Source organism: Phytomonospora sp. NPDC050363, assembly GCF_040655735.1.
Classification (GTDB): Bacteria; Actinomycetota; Actinomycetes; order Mycobacteriales; family Micromonosporaceae; genus Phytomonospora.
The window spans coordinates 166,875-191,645 of sequence record NZ_JBFAKK010000003.1 but is presented as its reverse complement, the minus strand read 5'-3'; the positions used below and the strand labels follow the sequence as shown (position 1 = coordinate 191,645).

Annotated in this window: 24 protein-coding genes and 2 riboswitches; of the genes, 14 read left to right on the top strand and 10 right to left on the bottom strand. The window is 72.8% G+C overall.

Going from position 1 to position 24,771, the window contains the following annotated elements; all coding sequences use genetic code 11:
• Positions 1-3: 3 nt before the first annotated feature.
• Positions 4-486: a hypothetical protein gene (locus AB0I28_RS08975; protein WP_357491186.1), complete on the top strand. Its 483-nt coding sequence runs from the start codon at positions 4-6 to the stop codon at positions 484-486.
• Between the two features lie 7 nt (positions 487-493).
• Here the strand turns inward: AB0I28_RS08975 and AB0I28_RS08970 are convergent, their stop codons facing one another.
• The gene (locus AB0I28_RS08970) at positions 494-1,684 is read right to left on the bottom strand and encodes a hypothetical protein (RefSeq protein WP_357491185.1); all 1,191 of its coding nucleotides are present in this window, start codon (positions 1,682-1,684) and stop codon (positions 494-496) included.
• A gap of 388 nt (positions 1,685-2,072) precedes the next feature.
• Between AB0I28_RS08970 and AB0I28_RS08965 the strand changes: the two genes are divergently transcribed.
• Positions 2,073-2,651, top strand: coding sequence for a hypothetical protein (locus AB0I28_RS08965; RefSeq protein WP_357491183.1), 579 nt, complete (start codon positions 2,073-2,075; stop codon positions 2,649-2,651).
• A gap of 1,276 nt (positions 2,652-3,927) precedes the next feature.
• Here AB0I28_RS08965 and ligA read toward each other — a convergent pair.
• From ligA to AB0I28_RS08950, 3 genes are read right to left on the bottom strand one after another with little or no spacing between them, the layout of a single operon-like run.
• On the bottom strand, positions 3,928-5,967 hold the full coding sequence (gene ligA / locus AB0I28_RS08960) for an NAD-dependent DNA ligase LigA (protein WP_357491182.1): 2,040 nt from the start codon (positions 5,965-5,967) through the stop codon (positions 3,928-3,930).
• A gap of 60 nt (positions 5,968-6,027) precedes the next feature.
• The gene (locus AB0I28_RS08955) at positions 6,028-6,459 is read right to left on the bottom strand and encodes a hypothetical protein (RefSeq protein ID WP_357491180.1); all 432 of its coding nucleotides are present in this window, start codon (positions 6,457-6,459) and stop codon (positions 6,028-6,030) included.
• Positions 6,456-7,430 (bottom strand): hypothetical protein, encoded by a 975-nt coding sequence (locus AB0I28_RS08950; protein ID WP_357491178.1) that lies wholly within the window; start codon positions 7,428-7,430, stop codon positions 6,456-6,458. The genes AB0I28_RS08955 and AB0I28_RS08950 overlap by 4 nt, the downstream gene beginning before the upstream one ends.
• Positions 7,431-7,590: 160 nt before the next feature.
• Between AB0I28_RS08950 and AB0I28_RS08945 the strand changes: the two genes are divergently transcribed.
• Genes AB0I28_RS08945 through AB0I28_RS08935 form a run of 3 tightly spaced genes read left to right on the top strand, consistent with a single transcriptional unit; the run spans position 7,591 to position 9,199 of the window.
• Positions 7,591-7,821, top strand: coding sequence for a hypothetical protein (locus AB0I28_RS08945; protein ID WP_357491176.1), 231 nt, complete (start codon positions 7,591-7,593; stop codon positions 7,819-7,821).
• On the top strand, positions 7,821-8,153 hold the full coding sequence (locus AB0I28_RS08940; RefSeq protein WP_357491174.1) for a type II toxin-antitoxin system PemK/MazF family toxin: 333 nt from the start codon (positions 7,821-7,823) through the stop codon (positions 8,151-8,153). The genes AB0I28_RS08945 and AB0I28_RS08940 overlap by 1 nt, the downstream gene beginning before the upstream one ends.
• A 32-nt stretch (positions 8,154-8,185) precedes the next feature.
• Entirely contained in the window at positions 8,186-9,199 is a 1,014-nt protein-coding gene (locus AB0I28_RS08935) for an enoyl-CoA hydratase/isomerase family protein (protein WP_357491173.1), read from the top strand.
• Positions 9,200-9,251: 52 nt separating this feature from the next.
• On the opposite strand, the gene AB0I28_RS08930 is transcribed toward AB0I28_RS08935, so the two are convergent.
• Both AB0I28_RS08930 and AB0I28_RS08925 read right to left on the bottom strand, forming a co-directional pair.
• Positions 9,252-9,728 (bottom strand): hypothetical protein, encoded by a 477-nt coding sequence (locus AB0I28_RS08930; RefSeq protein ID WP_357491171.1) that lies wholly within the window; start codon positions 9,726-9,728, stop codon positions 9,252-9,254.
• A 13-nt stretch (positions 9,729-9,741) separates the two neighbouring features.
• Positions 9,742-10,767: a peptidase gene (locus AB0I28_RS08925; RefSeq protein WP_357491169.1), complete on the bottom strand. Its 1,026-nt coding sequence runs from the start codon at positions 10,765-10,767 to the stop codon at positions 9,742-9,744.
• Positions 10,768-10,869: 102 nt separating this feature from the next.
• Positions 10,870-11,027: riboswitch (cobalamin riboswitch) on the bottom strand.
• Between the two features lie 81 nt (positions 11,028-11,108).
• Positions 11,109-11,246, top strand: a riboswitch (cobalamin riboswitch).
• Positions 11,247-11,396: 150 nt separating this feature from the next.
• Between AB0I28_RS08925 and AB0I28_RS08920 the strand changes: the two genes are divergently transcribed.
• The 6 genes from AB0I28_RS08920 (at position 11,397) to AB0I28_RS08895 (ending at position 17,899) form a co-directional block, all read left to right on the top strand.
• Positions 11,397-12,806: a cell wall anchor protein gene (locus AB0I28_RS08920; protein WP_357491167.1), complete on the top strand. Its 1,410-nt coding sequence runs from the start codon at positions 11,397-11,399 to the stop codon at positions 12,804-12,806.
• A complete protein-coding gene (locus AB0I28_RS08915; RefSeq protein ID WP_357491165.1) occupies positions 12,803-13,723 on the top strand; it encodes a hypothetical protein in 921 nt (306 codons plus the stop codon). The genes AB0I28_RS08920 and AB0I28_RS08915 overlap by 4 nt, the downstream gene beginning before the upstream one ends.
• On the top strand, positions 13,720-14,850 hold the full coding sequence (locus AB0I28_RS08910) for a CbiQ family ECF transporter T component (RefSeq protein WP_357491163.1): 1,131 nt from the start codon (positions 13,720-13,722) through the stop codon (positions 14,848-14,850). The genes AB0I28_RS08915 and AB0I28_RS08910 overlap by 4 nt, the downstream gene beginning before the upstream one ends.
• On the top strand, positions 14,847-16,463 hold the full coding sequence (locus AB0I28_RS08905; RefSeq protein WP_357491161.1) for an ATP-binding cassette domain-containing protein: 1,617 nt from the start codon (positions 14,847-14,849) through the stop codon (positions 16,461-16,463). Before AB0I28_RS08910 ends, AB0I28_RS08905 begins: the two co-directional genes overlap by 4 nt.
• On the top strand, positions 16,460-17,284 hold the full coding sequence (locus tag AB0I28_RS08900) for an ECF transporter S component (RefSeq protein WP_357491159.1): 825 nt from the start codon (positions 16,460-16,462) through the stop codon (positions 17,282-17,284). Before AB0I28_RS08905 ends, AB0I28_RS08900 begins: the two co-directional genes overlap by 4 nt.
• A gap of 66 nt (positions 17,285-17,350) precedes the next feature.
• Positions 17,351-17,899: a type 1 glutamine amidotransferase domain-containing protein gene (locus tag AB0I28_RS08895; RefSeq protein WP_357491157.1), complete on the top strand. Its 549-nt coding sequence runs from the start codon at positions 17,351-17,353 to the stop codon at positions 17,897-17,899.
• A 1-nt stretch (position 17,900) separates the two neighbouring features.
• Here the strand turns inward: AB0I28_RS08895 and AB0I28_RS08890 are convergent, their stop codons facing one another.
• From AB0I28_RS08890 to AB0I28_RS08880, 3 genes are all read right to left on the bottom strand, one after another.
• Positions 17,901-18,803: a hypothetical protein gene (locus AB0I28_RS08890; RefSeq protein WP_357491155.1), complete on the bottom strand. Its 903-nt coding sequence runs from the start codon at positions 18,801-18,803 to the stop codon at positions 17,901-17,903.
• Between the two features lie 47 nt (positions 18,804-18,850).
• Positions 18,851-19,816 (bottom strand): TIGR03557 family F420-dependent LLM class oxidoreductase, encoded by a 966-nt coding sequence (locus AB0I28_RS08885; protein ID WP_357491153.1) that lies wholly within the window; start codon positions 19,814-19,816, stop codon positions 18,851-18,853.
• 201 nt (positions 19,817-20,017) lie between these two features.
• Positions 20,018-21,001, bottom strand: coding sequence for a YafY family protein (locus AB0I28_RS08880; protein WP_357491151.1), 984 nt, complete (start codon positions 20,999-21,001; stop codon positions 20,018-20,020).
• Between the two features lie 86 nt (positions 21,002-21,087).
• Between AB0I28_RS08880 and AB0I28_RS08875 the strand changes: the two genes are divergently transcribed.
• From AB0I28_RS08875 to AB0I28_RS08865, 3 genes are all read left to right on the top strand, one after another.
• Positions 21,088-21,513, top strand: coding sequence for a VOC family protein (locus AB0I28_RS08875; RefSeq protein WP_357491149.1), 426 nt, complete (start codon positions 21,088-21,090; stop codon positions 21,511-21,513).
• Entirely contained in the window at positions 21,510-22,073 is a 564-nt protein-coding gene (locus AB0I28_RS08870; RefSeq protein ID WP_357491147.1) for a YdeI/OmpD-associated family protein, read from the top strand. The genes AB0I28_RS08875 and AB0I28_RS08870 overlap by 4 nt, the downstream gene beginning before the upstream one ends.
• Positions 22,074-22,864: 791 nt before the next feature.
• Complete coding sequence (locus AB0I28_RS08865) at positions 22,865-23,767, top strand: serine hydrolase (RefSeq protein WP_357491145.1); 903 nt, start codon at positions 22,865-22,867, stop codon at positions 23,765-23,767.
• Here AB0I28_RS08865 and AB0I28_RS08860 read toward each other — a convergent pair.
• Positions 23,761-24,708 carry a LysR substrate-binding domain-containing protein gene (locus AB0I28_RS08860; RefSeq protein ID WP_357491143.1) on the bottom strand — a complete coding sequence of 316 codons (948 nt, stop codon included), beginning with the start codon at positions 24,706-24,708 and terminating at the stop codon, positions 23,761-23,763. The two genes, AB0I28_RS08865 and AB0I28_RS08860, sit on opposite strands and share 7 nt — an antisense overlap.
• Positions 24,709-24,771 lie beyond the last annotated feature (63 nt).

Sequence of the window (24,771 nt, the reverse complement as noted above, 5' to 3'; positions counted from 1 at the left end):
GCCATGCCTGTGAGCGTGCAGTTCGCCGTCCGGAGCGAGCGGGGGTTCGACGTCGAACCCGGGCCCGAGGTCGTTCCCGACGAGCCTTTCCACGACTGGTACGGGCGTCTGCTCTTCGCCGCCGAAGGCCGTGAGGTCTTCGTGGAGGACGACCTCACCGCGCTGATCGCGAGCTGCTTCGAGGCCGTGGCGCGGTTGTCGGCGGGCGAGGACTTCGGGGCCTACGTGACGCGCTATCCGGGCGAGTACGGCCTGGCCGTCGCGGGCGAGGACACGACGGTCTCCGGGCCATCCATTGTGGATGGTGCCGGTGTCGCCGACGCCGTACTGTCCGCGCCGACGGTCGAGCTGCTGCCGGCGTTGTACGAGTGCGGAGCACGGGCGCTGGCGTACGCGCGCGGGCTGCCCGGCGACGAGCCCGGTCGGGCCGAGACCCTCGACGGGCTGGACGGGCTGGCCGCCGAGGCGCGCGCGGCGCTGAAGTGAGCCGGCGCTAGGCGTTCGCCACGCTCTCGCCGTAGAGCGAGGCCCATTCGAAGAGCACGTGCTTCCAGTTGTCGGGCTCGTTCGACGACCACCAGTGGCCGGTGAGCACGACGCCGGCGAAGCGCGCGACCGACAGGGCGTTGAGCCGGTCCTCGACGTAGCCGCCGAGGCCGAACTCGGGAGTGCGGCCGGGGCGGTTGGGGTCGAGGTCGATGGGATTCCCGGCGGCGAGCGCGTCGTCGATGGCGGCGCGGGCCGCGAGGTCCTGGGCCTTGATCCACTTGGCCCACATGTGGCGTTCGAGGATGTGCGCCACGTCGGTGGCCGAACGCATCGCGGAGATGCCCGAGGAGGTTCGGGACAGGTCGTCGTAGTGGGTCTGGTAGGTCGCGTTCTGGGCCGCCGGGTCGAAGGTGCTCCATGCCTCGGGGGTCATGCCCGCCAGGCGCTGGGCGCGGGTCGCGAAAGCCCCTTCGATGCCCTGGCGCTTCGCGGCGAGGCGCTCCAGGTTGCCGGTGAGGAAGGCCATCGGGCTGCTGATCGCCCCCGGGTCGGCGGCGCCCGCGGTCACCTCGGCGCCCGACGCGGAGTTCGTGCCCGGGGTGCCCTCCGGTGCCTGCACCGTCGGGGTCTGGCCGTGCTTGGCGTCGGAGGCGCCCCGCGCGGTCGCGACGATGTTCACCGTGCCCTGGGCGGCGGTGTTGAGGGGGTTCTCGACGGCCTCGACGACGGTCTGGATCCGGTCGGCCTTGAAGCCGAGGCGGCCGAGTCCGAGGGTCAGCGCCCATTCGAGGCCGGCGGAGAAGGCGACGGTCGCCATCATGCCCATGACCTGGACGGCGAGCGCGTTGGCCTGCGCCTGTTCCTGCTGGGCGCTCTGGAAGCCGGTGGTGGCCGCCTCGATGCCGCCGCTGATGCGGTGGACGACCTGTTCGTAGTCGGCGAACTTCTCGCCGAAGCGGGCGCGCCAGCGCGCGTCGACCTCCAGCGCGGCGACGCGCTTGGCCGTGATCGCCTGCTGCTCCTCCAGCGTGGCCAGCCGGGTCGTCACGCTGGGCGGCTTGGGCGCCTTGGGGGAGCGCTGCACCACCCCGGCTCCGGCCCCGAGGCCGCCGCCGGAGCGCTTCAGGCCGCCCGACCGGACGAGTGCGCACACCGCCCGGTTGCCGGCCGTGCGCTGGAGGTCGAGCACCGACACGGGGCCGCGAGCCGGGGACGGTCGCGGGCCCCGGCCCGCTCCTCCCCCGCGAGCCCACCCGCCGGCCGGATCCCGCGCTACACCTCGGGCCATGAACACGGCAACACCCACCTTCGCCGACCGTCGAAACCCACCACGCCGGGCGACCCACCACAGGGCCCGGCGCTTGACAGGCGGCCGCGTTGCCGGGCGGCGGGATCGCGAGCGGATCCGGCGCGGCGGTGGCGGACGTCCTGGTTCGAGGGTGAATTGTCGGCACTGTTCGGGCAAAGTCCCATAAGGGCAGCGGCGGGGGAAGGGAAGTCGGCGCGGGATCGTGCCGGGAGGGGCTTGGAGTGGGGTGGTGCGGTCGGCTTGGGGACGAACGCCGCCCACTACCGTCCATCTCATGAGCGCGAGTGATCGGCTGCTCGGTTTCATCCGGAGTACTCCGGAGGCCGGTGAACCGCTGAGGTCCTTCGGCTTCGACGTCTGGCGCAAAGAGAACGGCGAGGGGTCGGGGCTCGTCTCGGGCGAGGCGTTGGAGCCCATCGCCGGAGAGTTCGCGGGTGGAGCCTATTTCCTGGGAGTTGAGGTGAAGGGCCGCCGACCGGTGGTGTTCGCGAGTTCCGAAGGGGAGTGCGGCCTGATCGCCGATGACCTGCCCGGCGCACTGGGGATCATCATCGGGTTGCAGTGGCAGGACTGCCTCGGGTTCTCCGGTGGCGGCGATCTGGAGGTCATGCAGGTCTCCGCGAGGCATCTCGAACGGAAGTCGATTGAGGACAGGCCCGAGATCGTCGAGGAACGTGCCCGCCTGTTGGGGGTCCTGTCGCTACCGCAGGTCCCGGTGGCCGACCTCGTGGTTCGGCTGTGGGAGGCGGTTTCGAGAACCGAAGCGGCCTACGTGGTGGCCGATGGCGCAGGGCAGGAGTACGGCCCGATGTTCGGCGAGTCGTCAGAGCCTCGGTTCGGGGGTTGGGGTTGAGGTCGGGGTGGACGAGTGGAAAGGGGGCGGTGCTGCGAGGGCGAGCGGCGTAGACGGGACGAGACCGCCGCCCGCGAAGGGATGTCTGCACGGTATTTCCGGAGCTTGGTCGGGGTGGCGGGGTGGCGGGGTGGCACAAGCTTGGCGTGAGTAGCGCGCCCGCGACCGTCGCGGCGTCGGCTGGGTGCGCCGTCCCGACGCCCCGGCTGCTGGAACGGAAAACTGAGGGACGGGGGGTGGAGCGGGCGGTGGTCTGGTGAGGGCCGCGATCGTCGGCCCGCAGGGGGACGGCGCGGCAGAGGCACCGCTCAGAACGCCGGCGTGGGACCGCTGGGCGCCGGACGAGAACTGCGTTCCCACAGTGAGGGGCGGAGGCGGTGATGCGGGCCGATCGTCGACGTGGAGGACGACGATGTCAGGTGGCCATCCGGCAGAGGTTCGGCGAGTTGTGGAGCCCCGTTCCCGGGCTGGGCCGGACCGGATGCGGTTGGGGGGAGTCGCCGGGGAAGTGGCGCCGTCGGTGCAAGGAAAGCGGCGGGGCGTTGAGGACCGGGACAGCCGGCCGGGAGCAGTGAGGCGGACAACGGCCGAGCCGGACATAGCGGAGGCGGGGCGAGTGCGGACAGTCGGCGGCGGGCGGCGGGCGGCGGGCGGCGGGCGGCGGGCGGCGGCGCATGATCGCGCGTCTGAGGGCCGGCAATGCTTTACCTCTGGGGCATCCACTGCCAGGTCAAATCGACGCCGGGATGGCGAGTACACGCGGTGAGGATTCTTCCGTCGCGTCGACCCGCGCTCGCCGTTTGCGGGAGTCGCCGGGGCGTGCGCCAGGGGGCACGGACGGCGCGAGTACTTCGGTGGCGTCGGGGCTCCCGTCGCATCAGCGGCCGAGAATCCCGGACCGCTGGACGCGGGCGGCAGACGGTGCGCGATGGGTGGCAGGCGGTGGACGGGCGGACCCGTCGGCCCTGAGCGATGGGAAGCGGACCGGACCGGTGAGCGGTGGGAGGCGGACCGGACCGGTGAGCGGTGGGCGTGACGGTTGACGAGGACTTGGTCGGCGAACCCGACCGTGTTCCGTGGTTCGCAGCCGTGACACGCCATCCGCACGGACCAGCGCCTGTCACCGGTCCCCGGCCGCCGCTGGCGCTGGCGCTGCCACTGGCCTCACCTCACCCCCAGCCAGCCCGGCCGGGCAACCCAGGCCTGCCCGCCCAACCTGACCAAGCCCGGTCCGGCCCCGGCCCCACCGGCGGCCCGACCCCGCCCCCGCCCGCCCCTACCCCAGGAACTCCGCCACTCGCGCGGCGAAGTCGTCCTCGGAGAGGACGGTGACGCCGAGTTCTTCGGCCTTGGTGACCTTGGAACCGGCGTTCTCGCCGGCGACGAGGATCGTGGTCTTCTTCGAGACGCTGCCGGAGGAGGTACCACCGGCGTCTTCGATGAGGGTGCGCATGTCGGTCCGGTTGCGGCCGGCGAGGGGACCGTTCATACCGCCGGTGACGACCACGACCTCACCGGCGAGGGGGCCGGTGTCGGCGCCTTCGGTGACGGGCTCGGTCATGTTGACGCCGGCGGCGGCGAGTTTGTCGATCACGGGCCCCATGGCGGCGATGTGGGCGGCGATCTTGGGGGAGTTGGCGCCGGGGAGTTTGGGGACACGGGCGAGCGCGTCGGCGTCGGCGGCGCGGATGGCGTCCATGGTGGTGAAGTGGCGGGCGATCTCTCTCGACAGGGTGCGGCCGGTGCGGACGACGCCCAGCGAGCAGAACACTCTGCTGAGGGGCTTGGACTTGGCCGCCTCGATCTGGCCGAGGAGGGTGTCGGCGCGCTTCTCGCTGCGGGCGGCGACGGTGAGCTGCTCGCGCGTCAGCGTGAACAGGTCGGCGACGTCGCGCACGTCCCCGGCCTCGACCAGCGCTTCGAGGAAGGTGCCGCCGAGACCGTCGATGTCGAGCTGGTCACGCCCGACGGCGTACGACAGGGCCGCGAGCAGCCCGCAACCCCCGCTCGCACCGCTGGCGCACTCCCAGCGCTCACCGGAGGTGTCGATCGGCCCGCCGCACTTGGGGCAGACGGACGGCAGCTCGATCGCGACGGCGTCCTCGCCGCGCAGCGCGACGACGGGGGCCTCGATGCGGGGAATGATGTCGCCGGCCTTGAAGACGGTCACGGTGTCGTTGATCATCATGCCGCTGGCGGTGATGAACGCCGGGTTGTGCAGGGTGGCGTACTGGACGACGCTGCCGTCGACCTCGACCGGCTCCAGCACCGCGCGCGGGGCGATGACACCGGTGCGCCCGACGTTCCACTCGACGGCCAGCAGCTTCGTCTGCCGTTCCACCGGCGGGAGCTTGTAGGCGATCGCCCAGTGCGGGTGGCGGGTGGCGAACCCGGCGGCCCGCTGCTCGGCGAGGTCGTTGGCCTTGATGACCACGCCGTCGATGCCGTAGGGCAGGCCCGGGCGCATCGCGGTGATCTCCTCGACGCGCGCCTGGACCTCCTCCAGCGTCTCGTAGACGCGCAGGCCGGTGATGGTGCCGGAGGTGGTCTGCACGCCCAGCTCGGCGACCTGCGCCATGACCTCGGCGTGGGTGCCGCCGTGCAGCACCTCGGCGCCGTCGAGCGCGACGGCCCCGTACCCGTAGAAGGTGGTGGGGATCTGGTACTTGCGGCCGGCGGCGCCGCGCAGGGTCCCGGCGGTGCCGTTGCGGGCGTTGGAGAAGGGCTTCCCCTTGTTCGCGCGGCGCAGCTCGTTGGCGACCTCGAACTGCTCGCGCGTCAGCAGCACCTCCCCGCGGACCTCGACGGTCACCGGCCGCGTCAGCCGCTCCGGAAGCCCCACGATGGTGCCGATCGCCGCCGACAGGTCCTCGCCGACCCGGCCGTCACCGCGCCCGACGAGCTGCACCAGCTTCCCCTCGCGGTAGCGGGCGGCGATGGCGGCGCCGTCGAGCTTCGGTTCGACGGCGTATCCGCCCTCGACGGCGGTGTCCAGCCGCCGCACGAGCGAGGCGCCCCATTTCACCAGCTCCTCGGCCTTGAACACGTTGTCGAGGCTGAGCATGGGAACGGTGTGGGCGACGTCGCCGACCGGCGCCGCGCCGCCGCCGACCTTCCCGACCGGCGAGTCCGCGCGGACGTGCTCGGGGTGCTCGCGCTCGTATTCGCCGAGCGCCCGCAGGAGGGCGTCGAAGGTGGCGTCGTCGAGGGCCGTCTCGCCGTCGCCGTAGTACGCGGCGGAGGCGCTCAGGGCCGTGTCCACCGCGTCGTTGTAGGCGGTGAGGCCGGTCAGGGCGAAGGCGGGAGTCGTCGTCATGGAGAGATCTTCCCGCATGGGTGCGACACTTTTGGCCTGGGGAAACGCGACGGCGGGGAGTCAGCCGCCGCTCGCCGGGACCACCACGTCGGCTTCGGCCGTGACTCGCGGCTCCCCCTCCCCGTAGGCGATCGCCAGCCGGTAGCTCGCGCCCGGTGACAGCTCGTAGAAGGCCCCCAGCGGGATCGGCACGTCGAGGTGCTCACCCGGCGCCAGCACGAGCGGCGCGCGCAGGACGTGCGTCGCCCACGTCTCCACGGGGCTCGGTTCGACCCGCTCCCCCTCCCGGTCGGTGACGGTGATCCGGAGGAATCCGTAGGAGAGCAGCTGCGCCACCCGGTAGGTCTCCACCGTCCACGGCCCGTCCGGCGGCGGGTTGGCGAAGGCCGGGTCGAGCACGCCGACGCTCGTCGCCGAGGTGTTCGTCAGCCGCAGGACCACCGTCAGCCCGGACCCCGGGTCGCTCGTGTCGAGCGTCGCGGCGACGGTCATGACGGGTTCCGGTAGCGGGCCCAGGAGTTGCGGCAGTTGTCGCGGTGCCCATGGCCGGTCGGCGCACCGATCGGGCCACCCGCGGCGGTCCCGTGATAGGCGACCACGGCGGCGAGGCAGGCGTTGAAGTACGCGTCGGCGACCTGTTCGGGAGTCCCGCCGACCGCCGCCCACAGCGCCGCCTCGGCCGCCGCCTGCGTCGCCCCGTGGAAGGTCCGGCGGCCGGTCAGCGCAGCTGTCAGGGCCGCGTCCCACGGCGCGATGGTCGCGTTGAACGCCGCCTCGTGGTCGGTCGCGTGGTGGTCCTCGTGCCTGCGGTTGGCGGTGAACATGTGGTTGTCGCTGGGGTTCCCCGACGCGCGGAAGGTCGTGTTGCCCGCCGCGCCGCACGCGGCGGCCAGCGCCGGGACGGCCGCGACGACGGCCGCCTTGGTCGTGTTGAGGCGCCAGGGACCGGCCGCCAGCACAGTCTCGTCCCAGCTCCCGGTGTTGTTGCCCACGGCCGTGACCGAGGCGTCGAAACCTCCGCCGGCGGCCGCGACGGTGTTGACCGTCGGCCGCGCGAGCGCTCCCCGCACGACGGGGCTGCTCCAGAACTGGGTGCCGTTCAGCATCGGCCAGGTGACACCGGCGGGCGTGCCGTTGATGACCGCGTCGGCGAGGTTGTTGACCTGGTGGAGGGCACCGGGCGCGAAGTTCGCCGCGCGCTGGACCGCCAACGGCGCGCGGCCCTGAGCGGGGAACTCCGCCTCCATGCCCGGCACACCCTGCGCGGCCTCTTCCTTGTCGCAGTCGGGGCCGCAGCGCTGCACGGTCGGGGCGTAGCCGTTCACGAGCCGCCCGACGGCGCGGTTGCCAGCCGTCCGCTGCAAGGCCATGAGGTCGCGCGGGCCGGCGACGGTGTCGGGGCGAGTCGCGGTGGCGGCCCCCCGCTGCGGCCGGAGCTCGTACTCGGACATCTGTCGACGCATGGGACCAGCCTCCCTGCGACCAGCATGCCGCCCACCGGCACGCACCGCCTGCCCTTTCGGGCAGGCCCGGGGCCCTGGCGAGACCACGGACGCGTCGCACTCGCGCGAATTCGGCACAACGGCTCCGACAAGTCATGCGAGGATCGCTACCATAGTCGCTATGACGACATCGCCCGTCTCCTTGTCACTCGACGTGGACCTCATCGCGCGCCTGCGCTCGCAGGCGAAGAACGCCGGCGTCTCGCTCTCGGCGTACGTCAACGGTGAACTCGCCCGCCGCGAGCAGGCGAAGACCGCGATGACCTACTTCCGGGTCTCCGAACGCATCGCGCACCGCGAGCAGCTCGACGTCGACCACCTCACCGAGGAACTGGCCGGAGACCTCGCCTAGTGCGCTCGAACGGCGTCCGGCGGGGCCAGATCCGGCGCCTGCGGACCACCGTCGCCGGTGACATCCTGATCGCGGTGGTCTCGGCCGACGAGATGCACGAGGCGACCAGCCGCGCCATCGTCGCCAGGATCACCGCCGATGCCGAGGCCGCCGACACGGGCGTGTCCGTGCCGCTTCCCGAGGGCGTCGACGCGGTCGGGTGGATCATGCCCGACCGGCTCAACGAGGTGACCCAGATCCGCCTCGGGCCGACGCTCGGGCAGCTCCCGCAGGCGACCGTCGACCACCTCAACGAGGCCATCGGCGTCGTGCTGGGCCTCCCCCGGTACTGACCCGCCCGGAGGCGACCGGGCATCCTGGCCCCATGAACCTCCCGCCCGTCCTCGCCAGGCTCACCGGCCGTCTCGGCCGGATCGTCCTCAACCGGCCGCGGGCCATCAACGCGCTCAACGGCGAGATGGTCGCGCTCATGCGCGAGGCCCTCGACCGCTGGGAGAACGCGCCGGGAGTGCGCGCGATCCTGATCACCGGCGCGGGCGAGCGGGGCCTGTGCGCGGGCGGCGACATCCGAGCGGTGCACGCCGACGCGGTCTCGGGCGGGACGGCCTCGCTGGACTTCTGGGCGGCGGAGTACCGGCTCAACGCGCGCATCGCGTCCTATCCCAAGCCGATCGTGGCGTGGATGAACGGCCTGGTGATGGGCGGCGGGATCGGGATCGGCGGCCACGCCGGCGTCCGGCTGGTCAGCGAGCGTTCGCGGCTGGCGATGCCGGAGGTCGGCATCGGCCTGCATCCCGACGTCGGCGGCAGCCGGCTCCTCGCCGCCGCGCCCGGCCTCACGGGTCTGCACCTGGCGCTGACCGGCGGCTCGATCGGGGCCGGGGACGCGATCTACGCCGGACTGGCCGACCACTACATGCCGACGGCGCGTTTCCCGGAGCTCGCCGCCGCGCTGACCGACGGCCGGGTGCCCGCCTTCGGCACCCCTCCCCCGCCGGGCGAGCTCGCGCAGGCGCGCGGCTGGATCGACGAGTGCTACGCCGCCGAGGAGGTCGATGAAATCCTCGACCGGCTGCGCGCCCACCCCGACCCGGCGGCGCGGGCGGCGGCCAAGGAGATCGAGGGCAAGTCGCCGACCTCGCTGGCGGTGACGCTGCGGTCGGTGCGCTCGGCGGCGGCGTTGCCGAGCCTTGAGGCCGCGCTCGACCAGGAGTTCCGCCTGTCCTCGGCGCTGCTGCACACCCATGACCTCGCCGAGGGCATCCGCGCGCAGATCATCGACAAGGACCGCGATCCGCGCTGGAGTCCACCGATGGCCGACCCCGCGTTCGTCGCGTCCTGCTTCGCGCCGAGGGACCGCGAGCTCGGGCTGGCGTGAGACCCCGGCGGGATGCTCCCGCCGGGGCCGTCTCACTCGGGAACCGTCGTCGCTAAGGGGCGACCGTCGGCTGACCGCCGGAACCGAAGGCCCAGCCTTCGACCGAGCCCGGCGCGGGGTTGTAGGAGGTCGCGCCGCTCGTGCTGTAGCTCCAGGTGCCGCCCGGGGCGGCGTGCCAGTACGACCAGTAGGCCGAGGCGGGGGGCGTGTTCACGCACGCCTCGGCGGCCGGGAGCGGCAGTCCGTCGACGCGGCAGATGAAGGCCTTGCCCCAGCGCTGGGTGCCGGTGATGACGAACCCGGCGTCTTCGAGGGCTTCCAGTCCGGTGGCGGGATCGCCGAGCGCGCAACGGGTGTCGACGCTTCCGCCGAACGCGGTGAAGTCGACGACGACGGTGACGCCGGTGGTCCCGGCGCAGGCGGCGGCGTGCGCGGGGCGCGCGGTCGGGTCGGCGGCGATGAGCGCGACCGAGGCGAGCGCGGCGGCGAGCAGGAGCACCGCGCGGCGGGTGAGGGTGGACAGGGTCATGTCGGTGCTCCTTCTAGTGGCAGTACAGGAGGGGGTCGCCGGTGGCCGAGCCGTCGGCGTCGAGGTCGGCGAGGCTGGTCGTGCCGAGGCCGAGGACGGCTTGGGCGGTGGCGCGATTGGCGGTCGACGGGTCGAAGGGCCCGGCCTTGAGGTTGATCGCGCCGCGGGTGGCGATGGTTCCGGTGCAGTCGATCTGGAGGGTCTTGACGAACTGGCGGGCCTTGATCGCCGCGCCGAGGCGTCCGCCGGCGAGCAGGGCCTGGGCGGCCAGGCCGGTGCTGTTGGCGTTCTCGACGCCGAGGTCGCTGAAGGATCCGTTGGGCGACTGGACGCTCGCCAGCCAGCGCAGTCCGGCGCCGGCGTCCGGCCAGCGGCCGACGGCGAGGAGCGCCTGGACGGCGTAGGCGGTGGCGTCGACGCTGCTCGTGCAGGTCGACTCTCCGAACAGCAGCGGGTAGCCGCCGTCGGCGCAGCGGCTGCCGGCGAGGAAGCCGACCGCCGTCGAGGGCGCCCCGGTCGTGGTGCGGTCGAGCGTCAGGATCGCCAGCGACTGGCTGAAGGCGTTGCTGTAGTCGCCCCAGGCCGAGGCGTCGGAGAAGCGGCCGGTGGCCGTCTCCAGGGCGCGCAGGCGGGCTTCGAGGTCGAGGCCGGCGAAGGTGCTGGGGTCGCCGCCGCGGACCTGGACGGCCAGCGAGAGCTTCGCGGTGGCGCCGGCGTAGGACTCGGTGCCCTCGCCGACGTAGCCGCCGGTGACGCCGGGTTCGGCGAGCCAGTCGAGGGCGCGGTCGGCGTGGTCGTCGGCCGTCCCGGTCGCCGCGAAGGCGAACACGGCGTCGAGGGTGAGTCCCTGGTCGGGGTAGGCGACGCCGTCGAAGACGGTCTCGAAGCGTTCGCCGTCGACCATCTGGCGGGCGAGCCAGCCGGCGGCGGCCTCACCGCGGTCGACTGTGGGGGGCGATGCCGCGACGGGCGTGGCGGCGAGGACCGCGAGCGCGAGTCCGCCGATGAGGGCGGCGCGCGGCAAGAGGCGGTGTGACATGGGCGTGGTTACGCCTTTCCGGTATGCGGGACCGCGCACCGGTCGTCACGGGCATTGGGGGCGCCTGAGCATCCGGTCGCCGTCCCGCGGACCACGACGGGAAATGGGCGAAGCAGGACGGGCGGGTATTCGGGCTCGCCGCGGTTGCGACCGCGGCCCACCGTTGCGGGTCAGCGCCGGATTTCGACCGGACTTCCCCCGCTACCGTCCTCATTGGAGTTGCAGCAGGCAGTATGGACAGCCGCACGGGGAGTGTCAAGACGGGCCTGAGGGCACGGCCCGAATGTGTGCCGTATCGCTCTGGCGAGCTGGCGCACGGGCGGTCGCCGGCAGTAGACTCCGGTCGCCGGTGATGAGCCGGCGACACAATCGAATCGCGTGTGCGACAAGGGGAAGCCGGTGCGAATCCGGCGCTGACCTGCAACCGTGAGCGGCGAGAGCCGCAAGTCGGAACACCTGCCGTACGCGTGCACTGCTTCTCACTGTCATGGTCTGCGGTGTGGAGCCCGGTAGCCGAGTCTTTCGGGCCCCTGCGGCATTCGTCACGGATGCGCCAGGGGTTCTTTCGTTCCACCGCCCTTCCGGGTCCCCGACGCCGACCGCCCCTCGCGCGTTGAAAGGTGCCCCCGATGCCCGGCAGACCATCCGGCCGAACCCTGGCCATCCTCGGAGCGGGAGCCTCGGTACTCGTGGCCGCCGCCGTGGCCATGTCCCCCTCCGCCCTGGCCGACACCGCCGCCGCCCGCGACGCCGCGACCTGGCAGGCCGGCGAGATCACCGCGGAGGGCCACATCCCCACCGGCTGGGGCACCACGGACTGGGGGCTGACGATCGACACCCTCATCGCCCTGAAGGCCACCGGTGTCGAGAAGGCCACCGCCGACAAGATCACCGCCGCCCTCGAAGAGCGCGCCTGGGAGTACTTCTCCCTCGACCTGTGGGACACCAAGGGCCAGCGCATCGCCGGCGCGGCCGCGAAGGTCCTGTACGCCGCCACGATCTCGGACGCCGACCCGGAGGCCTTCGGCGACTACGACATGCGCCAGGAGGTCCTGGACCTCGTCGCCGGTGCCGACAAGGGCCCCGAGGAGGGCCGGGTCAAGAACAAGGTCACCGACGGCAGCGACTCCAGCAACACCTTCGACCAGTCCCTGGCGATCCTCGGGCTGGCCGGCTCGGGCGACGTGCCGCAGAGCGCCGTCGACTTCCTCATCGACCAGCAGTGCTCCGAGGGCGGTTTCCGCCTGTACCCCTACGCCTTCGGCGGCACGACCGTCAACGGCGACTGCGACGCGCAGGAGAACCCGGTCCTCGACCCCGACTCCACCGGCATGGCCGTGCAGGCGCTCCTCGCCGCCGCCGGGGACGGTGCCGAGGGCGCCGCCGCGGCCGCGAAGAAGGGCGGCGACTGGCTCAAGGAGATCCAGCGCGCCGACGGCGAGTTCGGCGGCTCGGGTCCCACCGAGGCGTCCAACGCCAACTCCACCGGCCTGGCCGGACAGGCCCTGGCCGCCACCGGGCACCAGGCGGAGGCCGACCGGGCCGCCGCGTGGGTCGCCGCGCGCCAGATCACCGCCGCCGACGCCGGTGCGGCGAGCGAGGACGTCGGCACGATCGCCTACAACGACGAGCTGCTCGCCGACGCGAAGGCCAACGGCCTCGACCCGCTCCAGCGCGACACCTGGCGCCGGGCCACCCCGCAGGCGCTGCTGGTGCTCGCGCAGGTCCCGCTGGGCGAGATCGGCAAGACCGACCCGAACCCCGGCGGCTCCGACTCGCCGAGCCCGACGGACCCCACGAGCTCCTCGCCGACGGCGACCGCCACGCCGACCCCCACGGACCCGGCCTCCTCGGCGCCGGTCACCACTCCGGCCACCACGACGACGGTCGGCGTCCCCCCAGGCCCCGGCGGCAACGGCAAGCTCCCGCTGACCGGTTCGAGCCTGCTCATGTTCGGCGGTGCCGCGCTGATCCTGCTGGCAGGCGGCGCGGTGCTGTTCCTCGCCGCCCGCAAGCGCAAGGGGGCGCAAACATCATGAGCACCCCCCGACGCATCCTCCACGCGCTCGCCGCCGTGGCGCTGCTCGCCGGGCTGAGCACGGCGGTCGCGGCATCGCCGGCCTCGGCGGTCGACGGGTCGAAAGGCACGCCCGGCCACTGCCCCGACGCCACCGGCGTCACGGTGGTCATCGACTTCCAGGAGCTCGGCGGGACCACGATCATCCGCTGCGCCCCCGGCGATCAGGCGACCGGGCACGCGGCGCTGAAGAACGCCGGGATCCAGATCACCGGCACCAACCGCTGGGGCGAGGCCTTCGTCTGCCGGATCGAGGGCAAGCCGGGAGCGGCCGACGAACCGTGCATCGACACTCCCCCCGCCACCGCCTACTGGAGCTACTGGCACTCGCCCAACGGCGGGAACTGGACCTACAGCCAGTGGGGCGTGATGAACCGCAAGCCGCCGCAGGGCAGCTTCGAGGGCTGGTCGTTCTCCAAGAACAAGTCGGCGACGAGCAACCCGGCGCCGCGCATCGCCCCGGTGCGGCCCGCGCCGCCGCCCACCGGCGGAAACGACGGTGGCGGTGACGACGGGAACGACGGCGGTGACGACGGCTCCGGCTCGAACGGGTCGGGCTCCCCCGGCGGCGGTGATCCGGCGAAACCCGGCGACGACGAGCCCGGCGCCCCGAAGAAGCCCGGCGAGTCGGGCGCTCCCTCCGCGAGCACCGGCCCGTCCGCGCCCGTCGAGTCCTCCCCGGGCACGGCCGTGCTGCCCACCGAGGCGCCCGGCTGGACCGGGGTCGGCGAGGACGGCATGCAGAACGCGTCGAACGCGACCAGCCGCGGCATCCCCGGCAGCACCCTGGCCGGTATCGCCGTGGTCGCGCTGCTCGCCGTCGGCGGCGGAGCGGTCGCCTGGCGCCGCAAACACGCCCGACGCGGCCAAGAGAGTTGAGCCTCGCCGGACTGTGGCCACCGCTGCCGCGCACCGTTCACCCCGGTGCGTGGTGGCTGTGGTCGCTCGGGCTCGCCACCGCGGCCAGCCGCACCACCAATCCGATCCTGCTGGTCATGATCCTCACGGTGTGCGGCTACGTCGTCGTGCGCCGACGCGGTGACGCGCCCTGGGCGCTGGCCTTCCGGATGTACCTGTACCTGGCCGGGTTCATCGTGACGATGCGGGTGGTCTTCCGGATCGTCTTCGGCGGCGGGCAGGGCGACATCATCCTGTTCACGCTGCCCGAGATCCCGCTGCCGGAGTGGGCGGCGGGCATCCGGCTGTTCGGCGCGGTCGCCGTCGAACAGGTCCTCGGCGGCTTCTACGACGGACTGCGGCTGGCGACGATGGTCGTGTGCGTCGGCGCCGCCAACGCCCTCGCCAACCCCAAACGCATGCTCAAAGCCCTGCCCGGTGCCCTGTACGAGATCGGCACGGCCGTCGTGGTCGCGCTGACGGTGGCGCCGCAGCTCGTCGAGAGCGTCATACGCGTACGGCGGGCCCGCCGCCTGCGAGCCGGCGGGCAGAAGGGCCTGCGTGCGCTGCGCGGGATCCTCATACCCGTCCTCGAAGACGCGCTCAACCGCTCGCTCGCGCTGGCCGCCGCCATGGCCTCGCACGGCTACGGGCGCACCGGGCGGGTGCCGCGAGGGACGCGCCTGCTCACCGGGTCACTGGTCGTCACCGGCCTGCTGGGGGTGTGCGCCGGCCTGTACGGGGTCATGGACGCCTCGACCCCGCCATATATGAGAGCACCCATGCTCCTGGCGGGCCTGGCCGTGGCCACCACCGGTTTCGTCATCGGCGGCAAACGCGTCCGGCGCAGCCGCTACCGCCCCGACCGCTGGCGGCCCGGCGAGTTCACCGTCGCCGCCTCCGGCCTGGCCACCGGTGCGCTGATGTACCTCACGACCCGTGTCGACCCGGCGAACCTCTATCCCTCCCTCAACCCCCTGACCTGGCCCGAGGTCGGCCTGCTGCCGGCCGCGGCGATCCTGGTCGGCGTGCTCCCGGCGTGGCTCGCGCCGCCGCCCGACCTCACGCAGGGCATCGCCGAACCCACCGCCCGCGAGGTGCCCGCGTGATCCGCTTCGAGAACGTGACCTTCTTCCACACCGACGCCCAACGGCCCGTGCTCGCCGAGGTCGACCTGCACATCCCCGAAGGGGAACTGTGCCTGGTCACCGGCCGCACCGGCGCGGGCAAGTCCACGCTGCTCGGCGCCGTCAACGGCCTCGTGCCGCGCTTCACCGGCGGAACGCTCCTGGGCCGCGTCACCGTCGACGGGCAATCCACCGCCGACCACCCGCCGCAGGAGTTCGCCGAACTCGTCGGCGTCGTCGGGCAGGATCCCCTCGCCGGGTTCGTCACCGACACCGTCGAAGACGAGCTCGCCTACGGCATGGAGCAACTGGGCATGGCCCCGGAGGTGATGCGCAAGCGCGTCGAGGAGACCCTCGACCTGCTCGGCATCGCCGAACTGCGCCGCCGCGCGCTGCGCACGCTGTCCGGGGGCCAGCAGCAGCGGGTCGCGATCGGCTCGGTACTCACCTCGCACCCGAAGGTCCTCGTCCTCGACGAGCCGACCTCCGCGCTCGACCCGACCGCCGCCGAGGACGTCCTGGCCGCGATCATCCGCCTCGTCCACGACCTCGGCACGACCGTCCTGGTCGCCGAGCACCGTGTCGAGCGGGTCCTCCAGTACGCCGACCGGCTCGTCCACCTCGACGGCGACGGCCGCGTCCGCCACGGCGAACCGGCGGCGCTGATCGCCGGCAGCGACATCGCCCCGCCGGTCGTGCGCCTCGGGCGCCTCGCCGGGTGGGAGCCGCCGCCGCTGTCGGTGCGCGACGCCCGCCGCCGGGCCGCCGGGCTGCGCGAACGGCTCACCGACCGCGAACCCGCACCGCTTCCCGCCGTCGCCGGCGAGTCACGGCTGACGGCCGAGCGCGTCTCGGTCGCCTACGGGCAGATCATGGCCGTGCGGGCCGTCGACCTCGACCTGCGCGCCGGTGAGGTCGTCGCCCTCATGGGCCGCAACGGGTCGGGCAAGTCCTCGCTGCTGTGGGCGCTGCAAGGCTCCGGGCCGCGCCGGTCGGGGAGCGTCGACGTCGCCGGCACCGACCCGGGCAAGGCCTCGGCGAAGGCCGCGCGCGCCCTCGTCGGGCTCGTTCCCCAGACCGCCGCCGACCTCATCTACCTCGACACCGTCGAGGCCGAATGCCGCCAGGGCGACACCGAGTCGGCGGTCGCGCCCGGAACCTGCCGCGCCCTGCTCGACACGCTCGCGCCGGGCATCCCCGGCGACCGGCACCCCAGGGACCTCTCCGAGGGGCAGAAACTCGCACTCGTCCTGGCCGTGCAGCTGTCCTCGGCGCCTGGCGTGGTCCTCCTCGACGAGCCGACGCGCGGCCTCGACTACCACGCCAAACAGCGCTTCACCGAGACCGTCCGCGCGCAGGCCGCCGCCGGGCGCGCGGTCGTCGTGGCCACCCACGACGTCGAGTTCGTCGCCGGAGCCGCCGACCGCGTGATCGTCATGGCCGAGGGCGAGATCGTCGCCGACGGGCCCACCGCCGAGGTCGTGGTGTCCTCACCCGCCTTCGCGCCGCAGGTCGCCAAGGTCCTCGCCCCACTCCCCTGGCTCACCGTCGAACAGATCGCCGGCGCCCTGAGCGGACAGGAGGCACCCGCGTGAACCGCGTGTCGATCATCGGCATCAACCTGCGCACCGGCTTCGTGCTGACCGTGGCGAGCCTCGCCGGGCTGTCGATGTTCTTCTGGCCCCTGTTCGCCCCGCCCCAGCCGGAGGCCATGGCGCACTCCTCCGACGCGCCCCTGACCTTCCTCATCGCGATGCCGGTGATCCTCGCCGTCGTGCTCGCCGAGATGTCCTCCGGCGGCATCGACCCGAAGGTCCTCGCGCTCCTGGGCGTCCTCTCGGCGGTCAACGCCGGGCTGCGGCCCCTGGGCGCGGGCACCGCCGGCATCGAGACCGTCTTCTTCCTGCTCGTGCTCGCCGGCCGCGTCTTCGGGCCCGGCTTCGGCTTCGCGATGGGCGCGACCTCGCTGTTCGCCTCGGCGCTGCTGACCGCCGGGGTCGGGCCGTGGCTGCCGTTCCAGATGGTGTCCTCGGCCTGGATCGGGCTGGGCGCCGGACTGCTGCCCAAGCGCGTCACCGGCAAGGCCGAGATCGCGATGCTCGCCGCCTACGGGGTCGTGGCCGCCTACGCCTTCGGCTTCATCATGAACATGTGGTTTTGGCCCTTCACCGCGATCGGCACCGGCCTCGGCTTCGATCCGGCCGCCACCCCCTGGGAGAACCTGCACACCTTCTTCGTCTTCACCCTCACCACGTCGAGCTTCGGCTGGGACACCGGCCGCGCCATCACCAACCTCGTCGCGATCCTCCTGGCGGGCCCGGCCGTCCTCGCCGTGCTCCGACGCGCCTCGCGGCGGGCCGCGTTCGGGGCGCCGGTGCGGTTCGAGCCGGCCATCCCGCTACAGAAGGGACCCTGACCTGGGTGTTTGACCCTTCCCGGCGCCGGGTAGGCGACCCGGAGGGCCAACAGGAGGGGAATCACCATGGACTTGCAGGACAAGCGCGTGCTCGCGATCGTGACCAACTACGGGGTCGAGCAGGACGAACTGCTCGTGCCGGCGAAGAAGCTGCGCGAGGCGGGCGCGACCGTGGACGTGGCGGCGGTCGAGTCCGAGGACGTACAGACGCTCGTGGGCGACAAGGACCCCGGCGAGAAGGTCGAGCCGACGCTCACCGTCGGAGAGGCGGACGGATCGGCCTACGACCTGCTGCTCATCCCCGGTGGCACGCTCAACGCCGACGCGCTGCGCCAGGACAACGACGCCGTGGCGCTCGTCAGCACTTTCGCGTCGAGCGGGCGTCCCGTCGCGGCGATCTGCCACGGGCCATGGATCCTGATCGAGGCCGGGGTCGTCGAGGGCAAGACGCTCACCTCCTACCCGTCGCTGCGGTCCGACCTGCGCAACGCGGGCGGGCAGTGGATCGACCAGGCCGCCGTCAGCGACGACACGGGCGGCTGGACCCTGATCACCTCGCGCACGCCCGACGACCTCGGGGACTTCGTCGAGGCCATCGGCAAGGCCCTCGCCTAGCTCAGGCGGCGAGCACGTTGTCGCGCCGCGATCGGCGGGCACGGGTGACCAGCAGGACGGCGTCGACGATGAACAGCACGAAGGCGACGTTCATGAGCAGGCCGAAGGGCATGCCGGGGATGTAGAAGCGCGCGCCCTCCCACAGGTCGGGGGCGCCGTCGCCCCACCATCCGCTGTCGGCGGCGGCGAAGTAGACGGCGCATGAGCTCGGGATGAGCATGACCGCGCCGACGACCCCTGCCCTGCCCGCGGGCACGCCGTGGCGAGCGGCGAAGCGCCTGCGCCACACCAGCCACGCCAGTGCGAGTGCGCCTCCGGCCAGCGCCCCGGCGATGACGGGCGCGGCCGGGGTCGGGTGGGGCCGCGAGTAAATGTCGACGGACAGTGTGAAGTCAGCGCGCACCTCGACCTCGGCGGTGTCCTTGTGGGCGACCAGGGCGTGGTCGGCGTTGACGCCCTCACCACCAGGGCGGCGGTCGATGGTCCAGCCGTCGGCCAGGAGTGTCTCCTCAGCCTCGGCGAACAGTGCCCGGCGGGCTTCGTCGTCGGCCGGGAACGGCGGGTGGTCGGGCCAGGAGATGTACATGGCGTTGCGCTGGCTGCTCTCGCCGAGCAGAAGCGTGTTCCACCAGCCGTTGATCGGCCAGTCCTCCTGGGGAACCAGCGAGGGTCCTCCGCCTTCAGGGGCCTCCGCGGGCGGCACTTCGGTCACCAGGGCCATGATCTCCAGGGCGCGCGCGGTGTCGGGCAGCCGTTCGGGGACAGACCAGACCATCGCCGAGGCCGCCGCCGCGCCGAGCGCGATTGCGGCCAGGACGACCGCGATCGCACGGGTCCAGGAGGTGGACTTCGCCTCCCAGCCGTCCTCCCATGCCTTCTTGTTGCGTGCCTCCAGATCGTCCATGCCGCGACGCTACCGGAAACGGTCCGTCTCATGTGGACCTGCGGGTGTCAGGCGGCGGCCAGTCCGCGCAGCGCCGGTGCGAGTTCGCCGTGGAAGAAGTCGAAGAAACCGTCGGGGTCGGGTCCGGCGTTCATCAAGACGAGATGGTCGAAGCCGGCCTCGACGTAGGGACGGGCGACCTCCAGGTAGCGGTCGACATCCGTTCCGCAGGCGAAGTTCTCGGCGATGTCCTCCTCGCGAACCGTCGCGGCGGCGGCCTCGAAGTTGACCGGGTTGGGCAGCTCGGCCATGACCTTCCAGCCGAGCACGCCCCAGCGCATGGTCTCCCATGCGGTGCGGATCGCGGTCTTCTCGTCGGGGGCCCACGACACGCTCATCTCGGCGTACATCGGACCGTTCCCGCCGGCCTCGCGGTACGCCTCGACCAGCGTCTGCTTCGGCTCGGTGGTGAAGATCGCGTCCCCGAGCTCGGCGGCCAGCTGCGCGGCCTGCTTCCCGCCCGCGGCGACGGCGATGAGCGGCGGCTCGTCGGGCAGGTCGAACACCCGGGCGTCCTCCAGGCTCAGGTGCCGGCCCTCGTAGGACCGGTAGCCGCCCTTCCAGAGCAGGCGGATGATCTCCAGCGACTCGCGCAACATCTCCTGGCGGGCCTTGACGGCCGGGAACCCGCGTCCGACGACGTGCTCGTTGAGGCGCTCGCCGGAGCCGACGCCGAGCACGAAGCGGCCGTCGGACAGCAGCGCCGTGGTCGCCGCGGCCTGCGCGATGACCGCCGGGTGATAGCGGACCGTCGGGCAGGTGACACCCGTGGCCAGACCGAGCCGGGTGGTCTTCATCGCGGCGGCGGCCAGCACCGACCAGGCGAACGGCGAGTGCCCCTGCACGTCGAGCCAGGGGTGGAAGTGGTCGCTGATCTCGGCGAAGTCGAAGCCGACCTCTTCGGCGCGGACGGCCTGCCGGACCAGCTCGGCCGGACCGAAGGCCTCGGCGGCGAGTTTGTAGCCGATCTGCATAGCTTTCGACGCTACGTGGATCGGCCGGGACGCACGGGCGGTTCTTGGATCTCCAGCACGCGTTCGCGGCCCGGCAGTCTCTCAGGTTCGCTCCAGACGAACCCGGAGCCGAGCGCCGCGCCGAGCGCGAGCCCCGACCAGGGCCGCCGCGACCGTTTTCAGGGGAAGCCCGAGGCGGCGCAGGGTGCTCACCATCGCAAGCTACCCCGATCCGCCCGCCGATAATTCGTCCACTTCGGACGCTTCGAGATAGCGGGATGCCAGCGACCGCAATGTGTCCCGCAGCTCCGGCGGTTCCAGGACGGTGAAGGGAACGTCGATGCGGCTGATGTACCAGGCCAGGTCCACAAGGGAGTCCGAGCCGGTCTCCAGCTCGCAGTTCTCGGCGTCGACGGGTGTCAGGACGCCCGCCGCCGGGATCACCCGGTCGGCGACGACCTCGACCGAAGCCGCCAGTCGCACGCGGGCCTGGTAGCGCCACGCCCTGGTGCCCACGCCTCGCACGACATGAGCCGCCGCGCCACCCTCCGGCATCTCGCGCGGGGTGAAGCGGGGGCCGTTCGGGACGCGCGGGCGGATGCGGTCGGCGCGGAAGGTGCGCCAGTCGCCGCGAGCGGTGTCCCAGGCGAGCAGGTACCAGCGATGGCCGGTGTGGACGAGCCGGTAGGGCTCCACGTCGCGGGCGGTGGAGTCGCCGGAGCGGTCGAGGTAGTCGAAGCGGACGCGCTCGTGGTTGTGCGCCGCCGCCGACAGTGCCGTGAGGATGTCCGCGTCGACGGTCGGGCCGCCCCCGGCCGCCGACACCGTGGCCGTGCGCAGGGCGTCGGTGCGATGACGAAGGCGTGAGGGGAGCGTCTGCTCCAGCTTCGCCAGCGCCCGCAGCGAGGTCTCCTCGATGCCGGTGACCGTGCTCGCCGCCGCCACGCGCAGTCCGACCGCGACGGCGACGGCCTCGTCGTCGTCGAGGAGCAGCGGCGGCATCGCGGTGCCGGCGCTGAGGCGGTAGCCGCCGTACGGACCCGTCGTGGAGTTCACCTCGTAACCGAGGATCCGCAGCCGCTCGATGTCGTTGCGGACCGTGCGGGAGGTGACGTCGAGGCGCTCGGCGAGTTCGGCGCCCGACCAGTCGCGCCTGACCTGCAACAACGAGAGAAGGCGCAGGAGACGAACCGAGGTGTCCAGCATTCTTGGAAGTTTGCCAGACGTTGCGGAACCGCAGCTTCCACAATGACGCATAGCGTCGTGTTCACAAGCCGATGAGGGAGAAAGCAATGAGCACTCTTCGTGGAATGTGCACCATCGCCTACTGGGCAGAGGACGTCGCCGCGGCCGTCGACTGGTACGCCGGATTCCTGGACGCCGAACCCTACTTCCGGCGCGACAACCCCGACGGGACGCCGGCCTACGTCGAGTTCCGCATCGGCGACCACCAGGCCGAACTGGGGATCTGCGACAGCCGCTACGCCCCGCCCGGGACGACCGGCAAGCCCTCGGGGGCGGTGACCTACTGGGCCGTCGACGACCTGGAGGGCGCCGTCGAGCGGGCCGTGGCCATGGGCGCCGAGCCGTATCAGCCGATCGTCGCGCGCGGCGACCTGGGCTTCCGGACCGCGTCGGTCGCCGACCCCTTCGGCAACGTCCTCGGTCTGATGGCCAACCCGCACTACATGGAGGTCGTGGAAGGGCGGCGGTCGTGAAGCTCGACGGCACCGAGGTCCTGCTCGCCCGCGACACGGCGGCGTGGGAGGCCTGGCTGGAGGCGCACGCCGGGGACAGCACGGGGGTGTGGCTGAAGATCGCGAAGAAGGGGAAGGGCGGTACCTCGGTGACGCTCTCGGACGCGCTCGACGCGGCCTTGTGCTTCGGGTGGATCGACAGCATCCGCAAGTCCTGCGACGAGGAGTACTACCTGCAGAAGTACTCACCGAGGCGCCCGCGCGGATCCTGGTCGCGGATCAACGTCGACCGCGTCGCCGAGCTGACCGCCGCCGGACGGATGCGGCCGGCGGGGACCGCCGAAGTCGAGCGCGCGAAGGCCGACGGTCGGTGGGCGGCGGCGTACGAGTCGCAGGCCAAGGCGACCGTGCCGGCGGACCTGGCGGAGGCGCTGGCGGCCGACCCGGTCGCGGCGGAGGGGTTCGGCGCGCTGGGGAAGACGGAGCGGTACGCGGTGATCCTGGAGCTGGCGAAGGCCCGGACGGCGGAGCGGCGGGGGGTGGTGTTGGGGCGGGCGCTGGGGAGGTTGCGGGGGGAGTAGGGGGCTGGGGCAGGGAGTGTGGGCGTGCGTCTTCGGGGAACGCGCGCTCTCCTTATGTACCGGGGGCCCGAAGATTACGATACGGGCGGGGTCTGACATTTCGTCGCGGCGGGGGCTCGTCCGGTGTCTGGCTCGTCCGGTGGCCGCCTCGGCTACGCCCGCCTCGCCTACGCCCGCCTCGCCCTTCTGGTGGGCGGCTTGCTTTCGTCGTGTGTGGCTCTTGCGGTGCCTGGCGTGAGTTCCTGGGGCGCTGCCCCAGACCCCGGGCCTCGCTCTGGAAACGGTGGGGTGCTTCTCGCTTTTGGCCGGCGCCCCACTGGCGGTTAGATCCGCTGAAGGTTTGGGTTGGGTGTGTGGGGTGTTTCCGTCTTTCGGCCTGTTCAAGGGCACCTGGGGAACCTGTCGGGGTCAAGGGAAAGTGCGCCCTTGACCCCGACAGAACCCCCAGGTAAGTCCAATCACCGGCCGACCGACGGAAACACACCTCCAGGTCTGGTTTCTGCCGTGCTTCGCACGGCTGATGCGGCACTGAAGACGGAGGCGGCAGCGGCACACGAGATGGTGCGGCCAGCAGCCGCGCACGAGATGGTTCCGCCAGCAGCCGCGCACGAGACGGTTCGGGCGGCAGCGGCACGCGAGATGGCTCCGTGCGGTCTCGCCGCTTTTTCCCCGCCGGGCGGCGGGGAGGGGGCTGGGCCCGGCCGGCCTTCGTTCCGGTCGCCGGAGCGAGCCGGAACTCACCGGCGACCACCACAACACGGACATCCCACCCTTCCGGTTACCCTCCCCCAATGCCCACCACCGCCGACTCGTCCCCCGCCAACGCCACGACCACCGCCGCCGACTCCGGCCCCTTGGCCGCCGTCCTCGCCCCCGCCACGACCTCTGCCGCGCTGCATGCCGTCGACCTCGCCACCGGCGCCGAGACCGGCCTGCACGCCGACCGTCCGGTCGTCATCGCCTCCGTCGTGAAGATCCTGTTCGCCCTGGAGTTCGCGCGTCAGGCCGACGCCGGCCAGCTCGACCCCGCCGACCGGGTCCGCGTCACCGCCCCCGACCGGCTCGGGGGCACGGGCACGGCGGGCTGCCTCGACGACGTCGAGCTCTCCCTGCGCGACCTGGCCGCCTTCATGATGACGGTCTCCGACAACACCGCCGCCGACCTCCTCTGCGACCGCCTCGGCCTGGCCAACGTCCGCTCCCTCGTCGCCGAACTGGGCCTCGCCGGCACGCTCGTCACCGGCTCGCCGCGCACGGTGGTCGAGGCGATGGCCGAGGACCTCGGGGGCCGTCTCGCCGAGGCGAGCGCCGAGGATCTGGCGCGCACGCGCGCGTACCGGCCGGGCTCGACGAACACCTCCACCCCTCGCGACGTGACGTCCTTGCTGTCGGCGATCTGGAGCGACCGGGCGGGCAGCGCGGCGGCGTGCGCGCAGACCCGCGCGCTGATGTCGCGGCAGGCGGACTGGCACCGGATCGCGGCGGGTTTCGACGACGACGTGCTGGTGTCGGCGAAGTCGGGGACCTTGCCGGGGCTGCGCAACGAGGCGGCGGTGGTGGAGTTCCCCGACGGCTCGCGTTACGCCGTCGCGGTGTTCACGCGCCTCGGCACGCCGTATCGGCGGCGGCCGGACGTCGACGCGGCCATCGGCCGGGCGGCGCGCCTGGCGATCGACGAACTGCGCGGTCAGTAGCCGAACACGGCCGACCAGGGCCGCACCGGCGCGGCCGCGCCGTCGTCGGCGGGTTCTTGAGTCCCGAGGACGGTGACGACGGCGGCGGCGAAGTCGGCGGCGGCCGGGTGCGCGTGGCGGGGAGGGCACACGACGGCCGTGCGCGCGACGAGGACGTCGTCGGCGAGGGGGCGCCAGACCGCGCGGGCCTCCTTGCGGGCGACGTCGCCGGTGTCGAAGGCGACTCCGCGTCCGGCGAGTACGAGGCCGAGCACGAATTCGGGGTTCTGGGCGTGGTGGACGCCCGTGGGCTCGAAGCCGTGCTCGCGGCAGGCGGCGAGGACTTCGTCGTAGAAGCCGGGCGCGGCGGCCCGGGGCCTGGTGACCAGGCCCTGCCCGGCGAGGTCGGCGAGCGTGAGGCGGGCTCGCGCGGCCAGGGGTGAGTCGCGGGGGAGGACCACGCCGAGGGGGGCCTCGGTCTCGGCGGCGACGGCGAGGCCGTCAAGTTCGGCGGGCCGCCGGACCACGCCGGCGTCGAGCTGCCGTTCGGCGAGCAGCCGCAGCTGCTCGTCGGTGGTGAGCTCCTGGAGGTCCAGGTCGAGGCCGGGGCGGCGGTCGGCGAAGGCGGCGGCGATCGCGGCGAGGGCCTTGCCCGACACGTCGGAGGGGACGCCGGCGCGCAGGGCGCCGATCTCGCCGCGGTGGGCCTGCCTGCTCAGCTCGACGGCCCGGTCGAGGCGGGCGAGGATCTCGACGGTCTCGCCGAGCAGGACGCGCCCGGCGTCGGTGAGGCCGACTCCGCGCGAGTCGCGGTCGAAGAGGCGGACGCCGAGTTCGGTCTCCAGCCTGCGGATGCGCTGGCTCAGCGGCGGCTGGGCCATGCCGAGGCGTTCGGCGGCGCGCCCGAAGTGACGTTCCTCGCTCACCACGACGAAGTAGCGCAGGTGCCGCACCAGGTCCACGCGGCGACCATATCAATCCGGGTATCGGCTCTTGCGGCAACCGATCTTGGACGGCGGCCCGGC

Bases quoted from the DNA above. Each gene is read 5' to 3' on its own strand.
- AB0I28_RS08975 (WP_357491186.1), top strand. From the start codon at position 4: ATGCCTGTGAGCGTGCAGTTCGCCGTCCGGAGCGAGCGGGGGTTCGAC.
- AB0I28_RS08965 (WP_357491183.1), top strand. From the start codon at position 2,073: ATGAGCGCGAGTGATCGGCTGCTCGGTTTCATCCGGAGTACTCCGGAG.
- ligA (WP_357491182.1), bottom strand. From the start codon at position 5,967: ATGACGACGACTCCCGCCTTCGCCCTGACCGGCCTCACCGCCTACAAC.
- AB0I28_RS08955 (WP_357491180.1), bottom strand. From the start codon at position 6,459: ATGACCGTCGCCGCGACGCTCGACACGAGCGACCCGGGGTCCGGGCTG.
- AB0I28_RS08950 (WP_357491178.1), bottom strand. From the start codon at position 7,430: ATGCGTCGACAGATGTCCGAGTACGAGCTCCGGCCGCAGCGGGGGGCC.
- AB0I28_RS08945 (WP_357491176.1), top strand. From the start codon at position 7,591: ATGACGACATCGCCCGTCTCCTTGTCACTCGACGTGGACCTCATCGCG.
- AB0I28_RS08935 (WP_357491173.1), top strand. From the start codon at position 8,186: ATGAACCTCCCGCCCGTCCTCGCCAGGCTCACCGGCCGTCTCGGCCGG.
- AB0I28_RS08930 (WP_357491171.1), bottom strand. From the start codon at position 9,728: ATGACCCTGTCCACCCTCACCCGCCGCGCGGTGCTCCTGCTCGCCGCC.
- AB0I28_RS08925 (WP_357491169.1), bottom strand. From the start codon at position 10,767: ATGTCACACCGCCTCTTGCCGCGCGCCGCCCTCATCGGCGGACTCGCG.
- AB0I28_RS08920 (WP_357491167.1), top strand. From the start codon at position 11,397: ATGCCCGGCAGACCATCCGGCCGAACCCTGGCCATCCTCGGAGCGGGA.
- AB0I28_RS08915 (WP_357491165.1), top strand. From the start codon at position 12,803: ATGAGCACCCCCCGACGCATCCTCCACGCGCTCGCCGCCGTGGCGCTG.
- AB0I28_RS08895 (WP_357491157.1), top strand. From the start codon at position 17,351: ATGGACTTGCAGGACAAGCGCGTGCTCGCGATCGTGACCAACTACGGG.
- AB0I28_RS08890 (WP_357491155.1), bottom strand. From the start codon at position 18,803: ATGGACGATCTGGAGGCACGCAACAAGAAGGCATGGGAGGACGGCTGG.
- AB0I28_RS08885 (WP_357491153.1), bottom strand. From the start codon at position 19,816: ATGCAGATCGGCTACAAACTCGCCGCCGAGGCCTTCGGTCCGGCCGAG.
- AB0I28_RS08880 (WP_357491151.1), bottom strand. From the start codon at position 21,001: ATGCTGGACACCTCGGTTCGTCTCCTGCGCCTTCTCTCGTTGTTGCAG.
- AB0I28_RS08875 (WP_357491149.1), top strand. From the start codon at position 21,088: ATGAGCACTCTTCGTGGAATGTGCACCATCGCCTACTGGGCAGAGGAC.
- AB0I28_RS08865 (WP_357491145.1), top strand. From the start codon at position 22,865: ATGCCCACCACCGCCGACTCGTCCCCCGCCAACGCCACGACCACCGCC.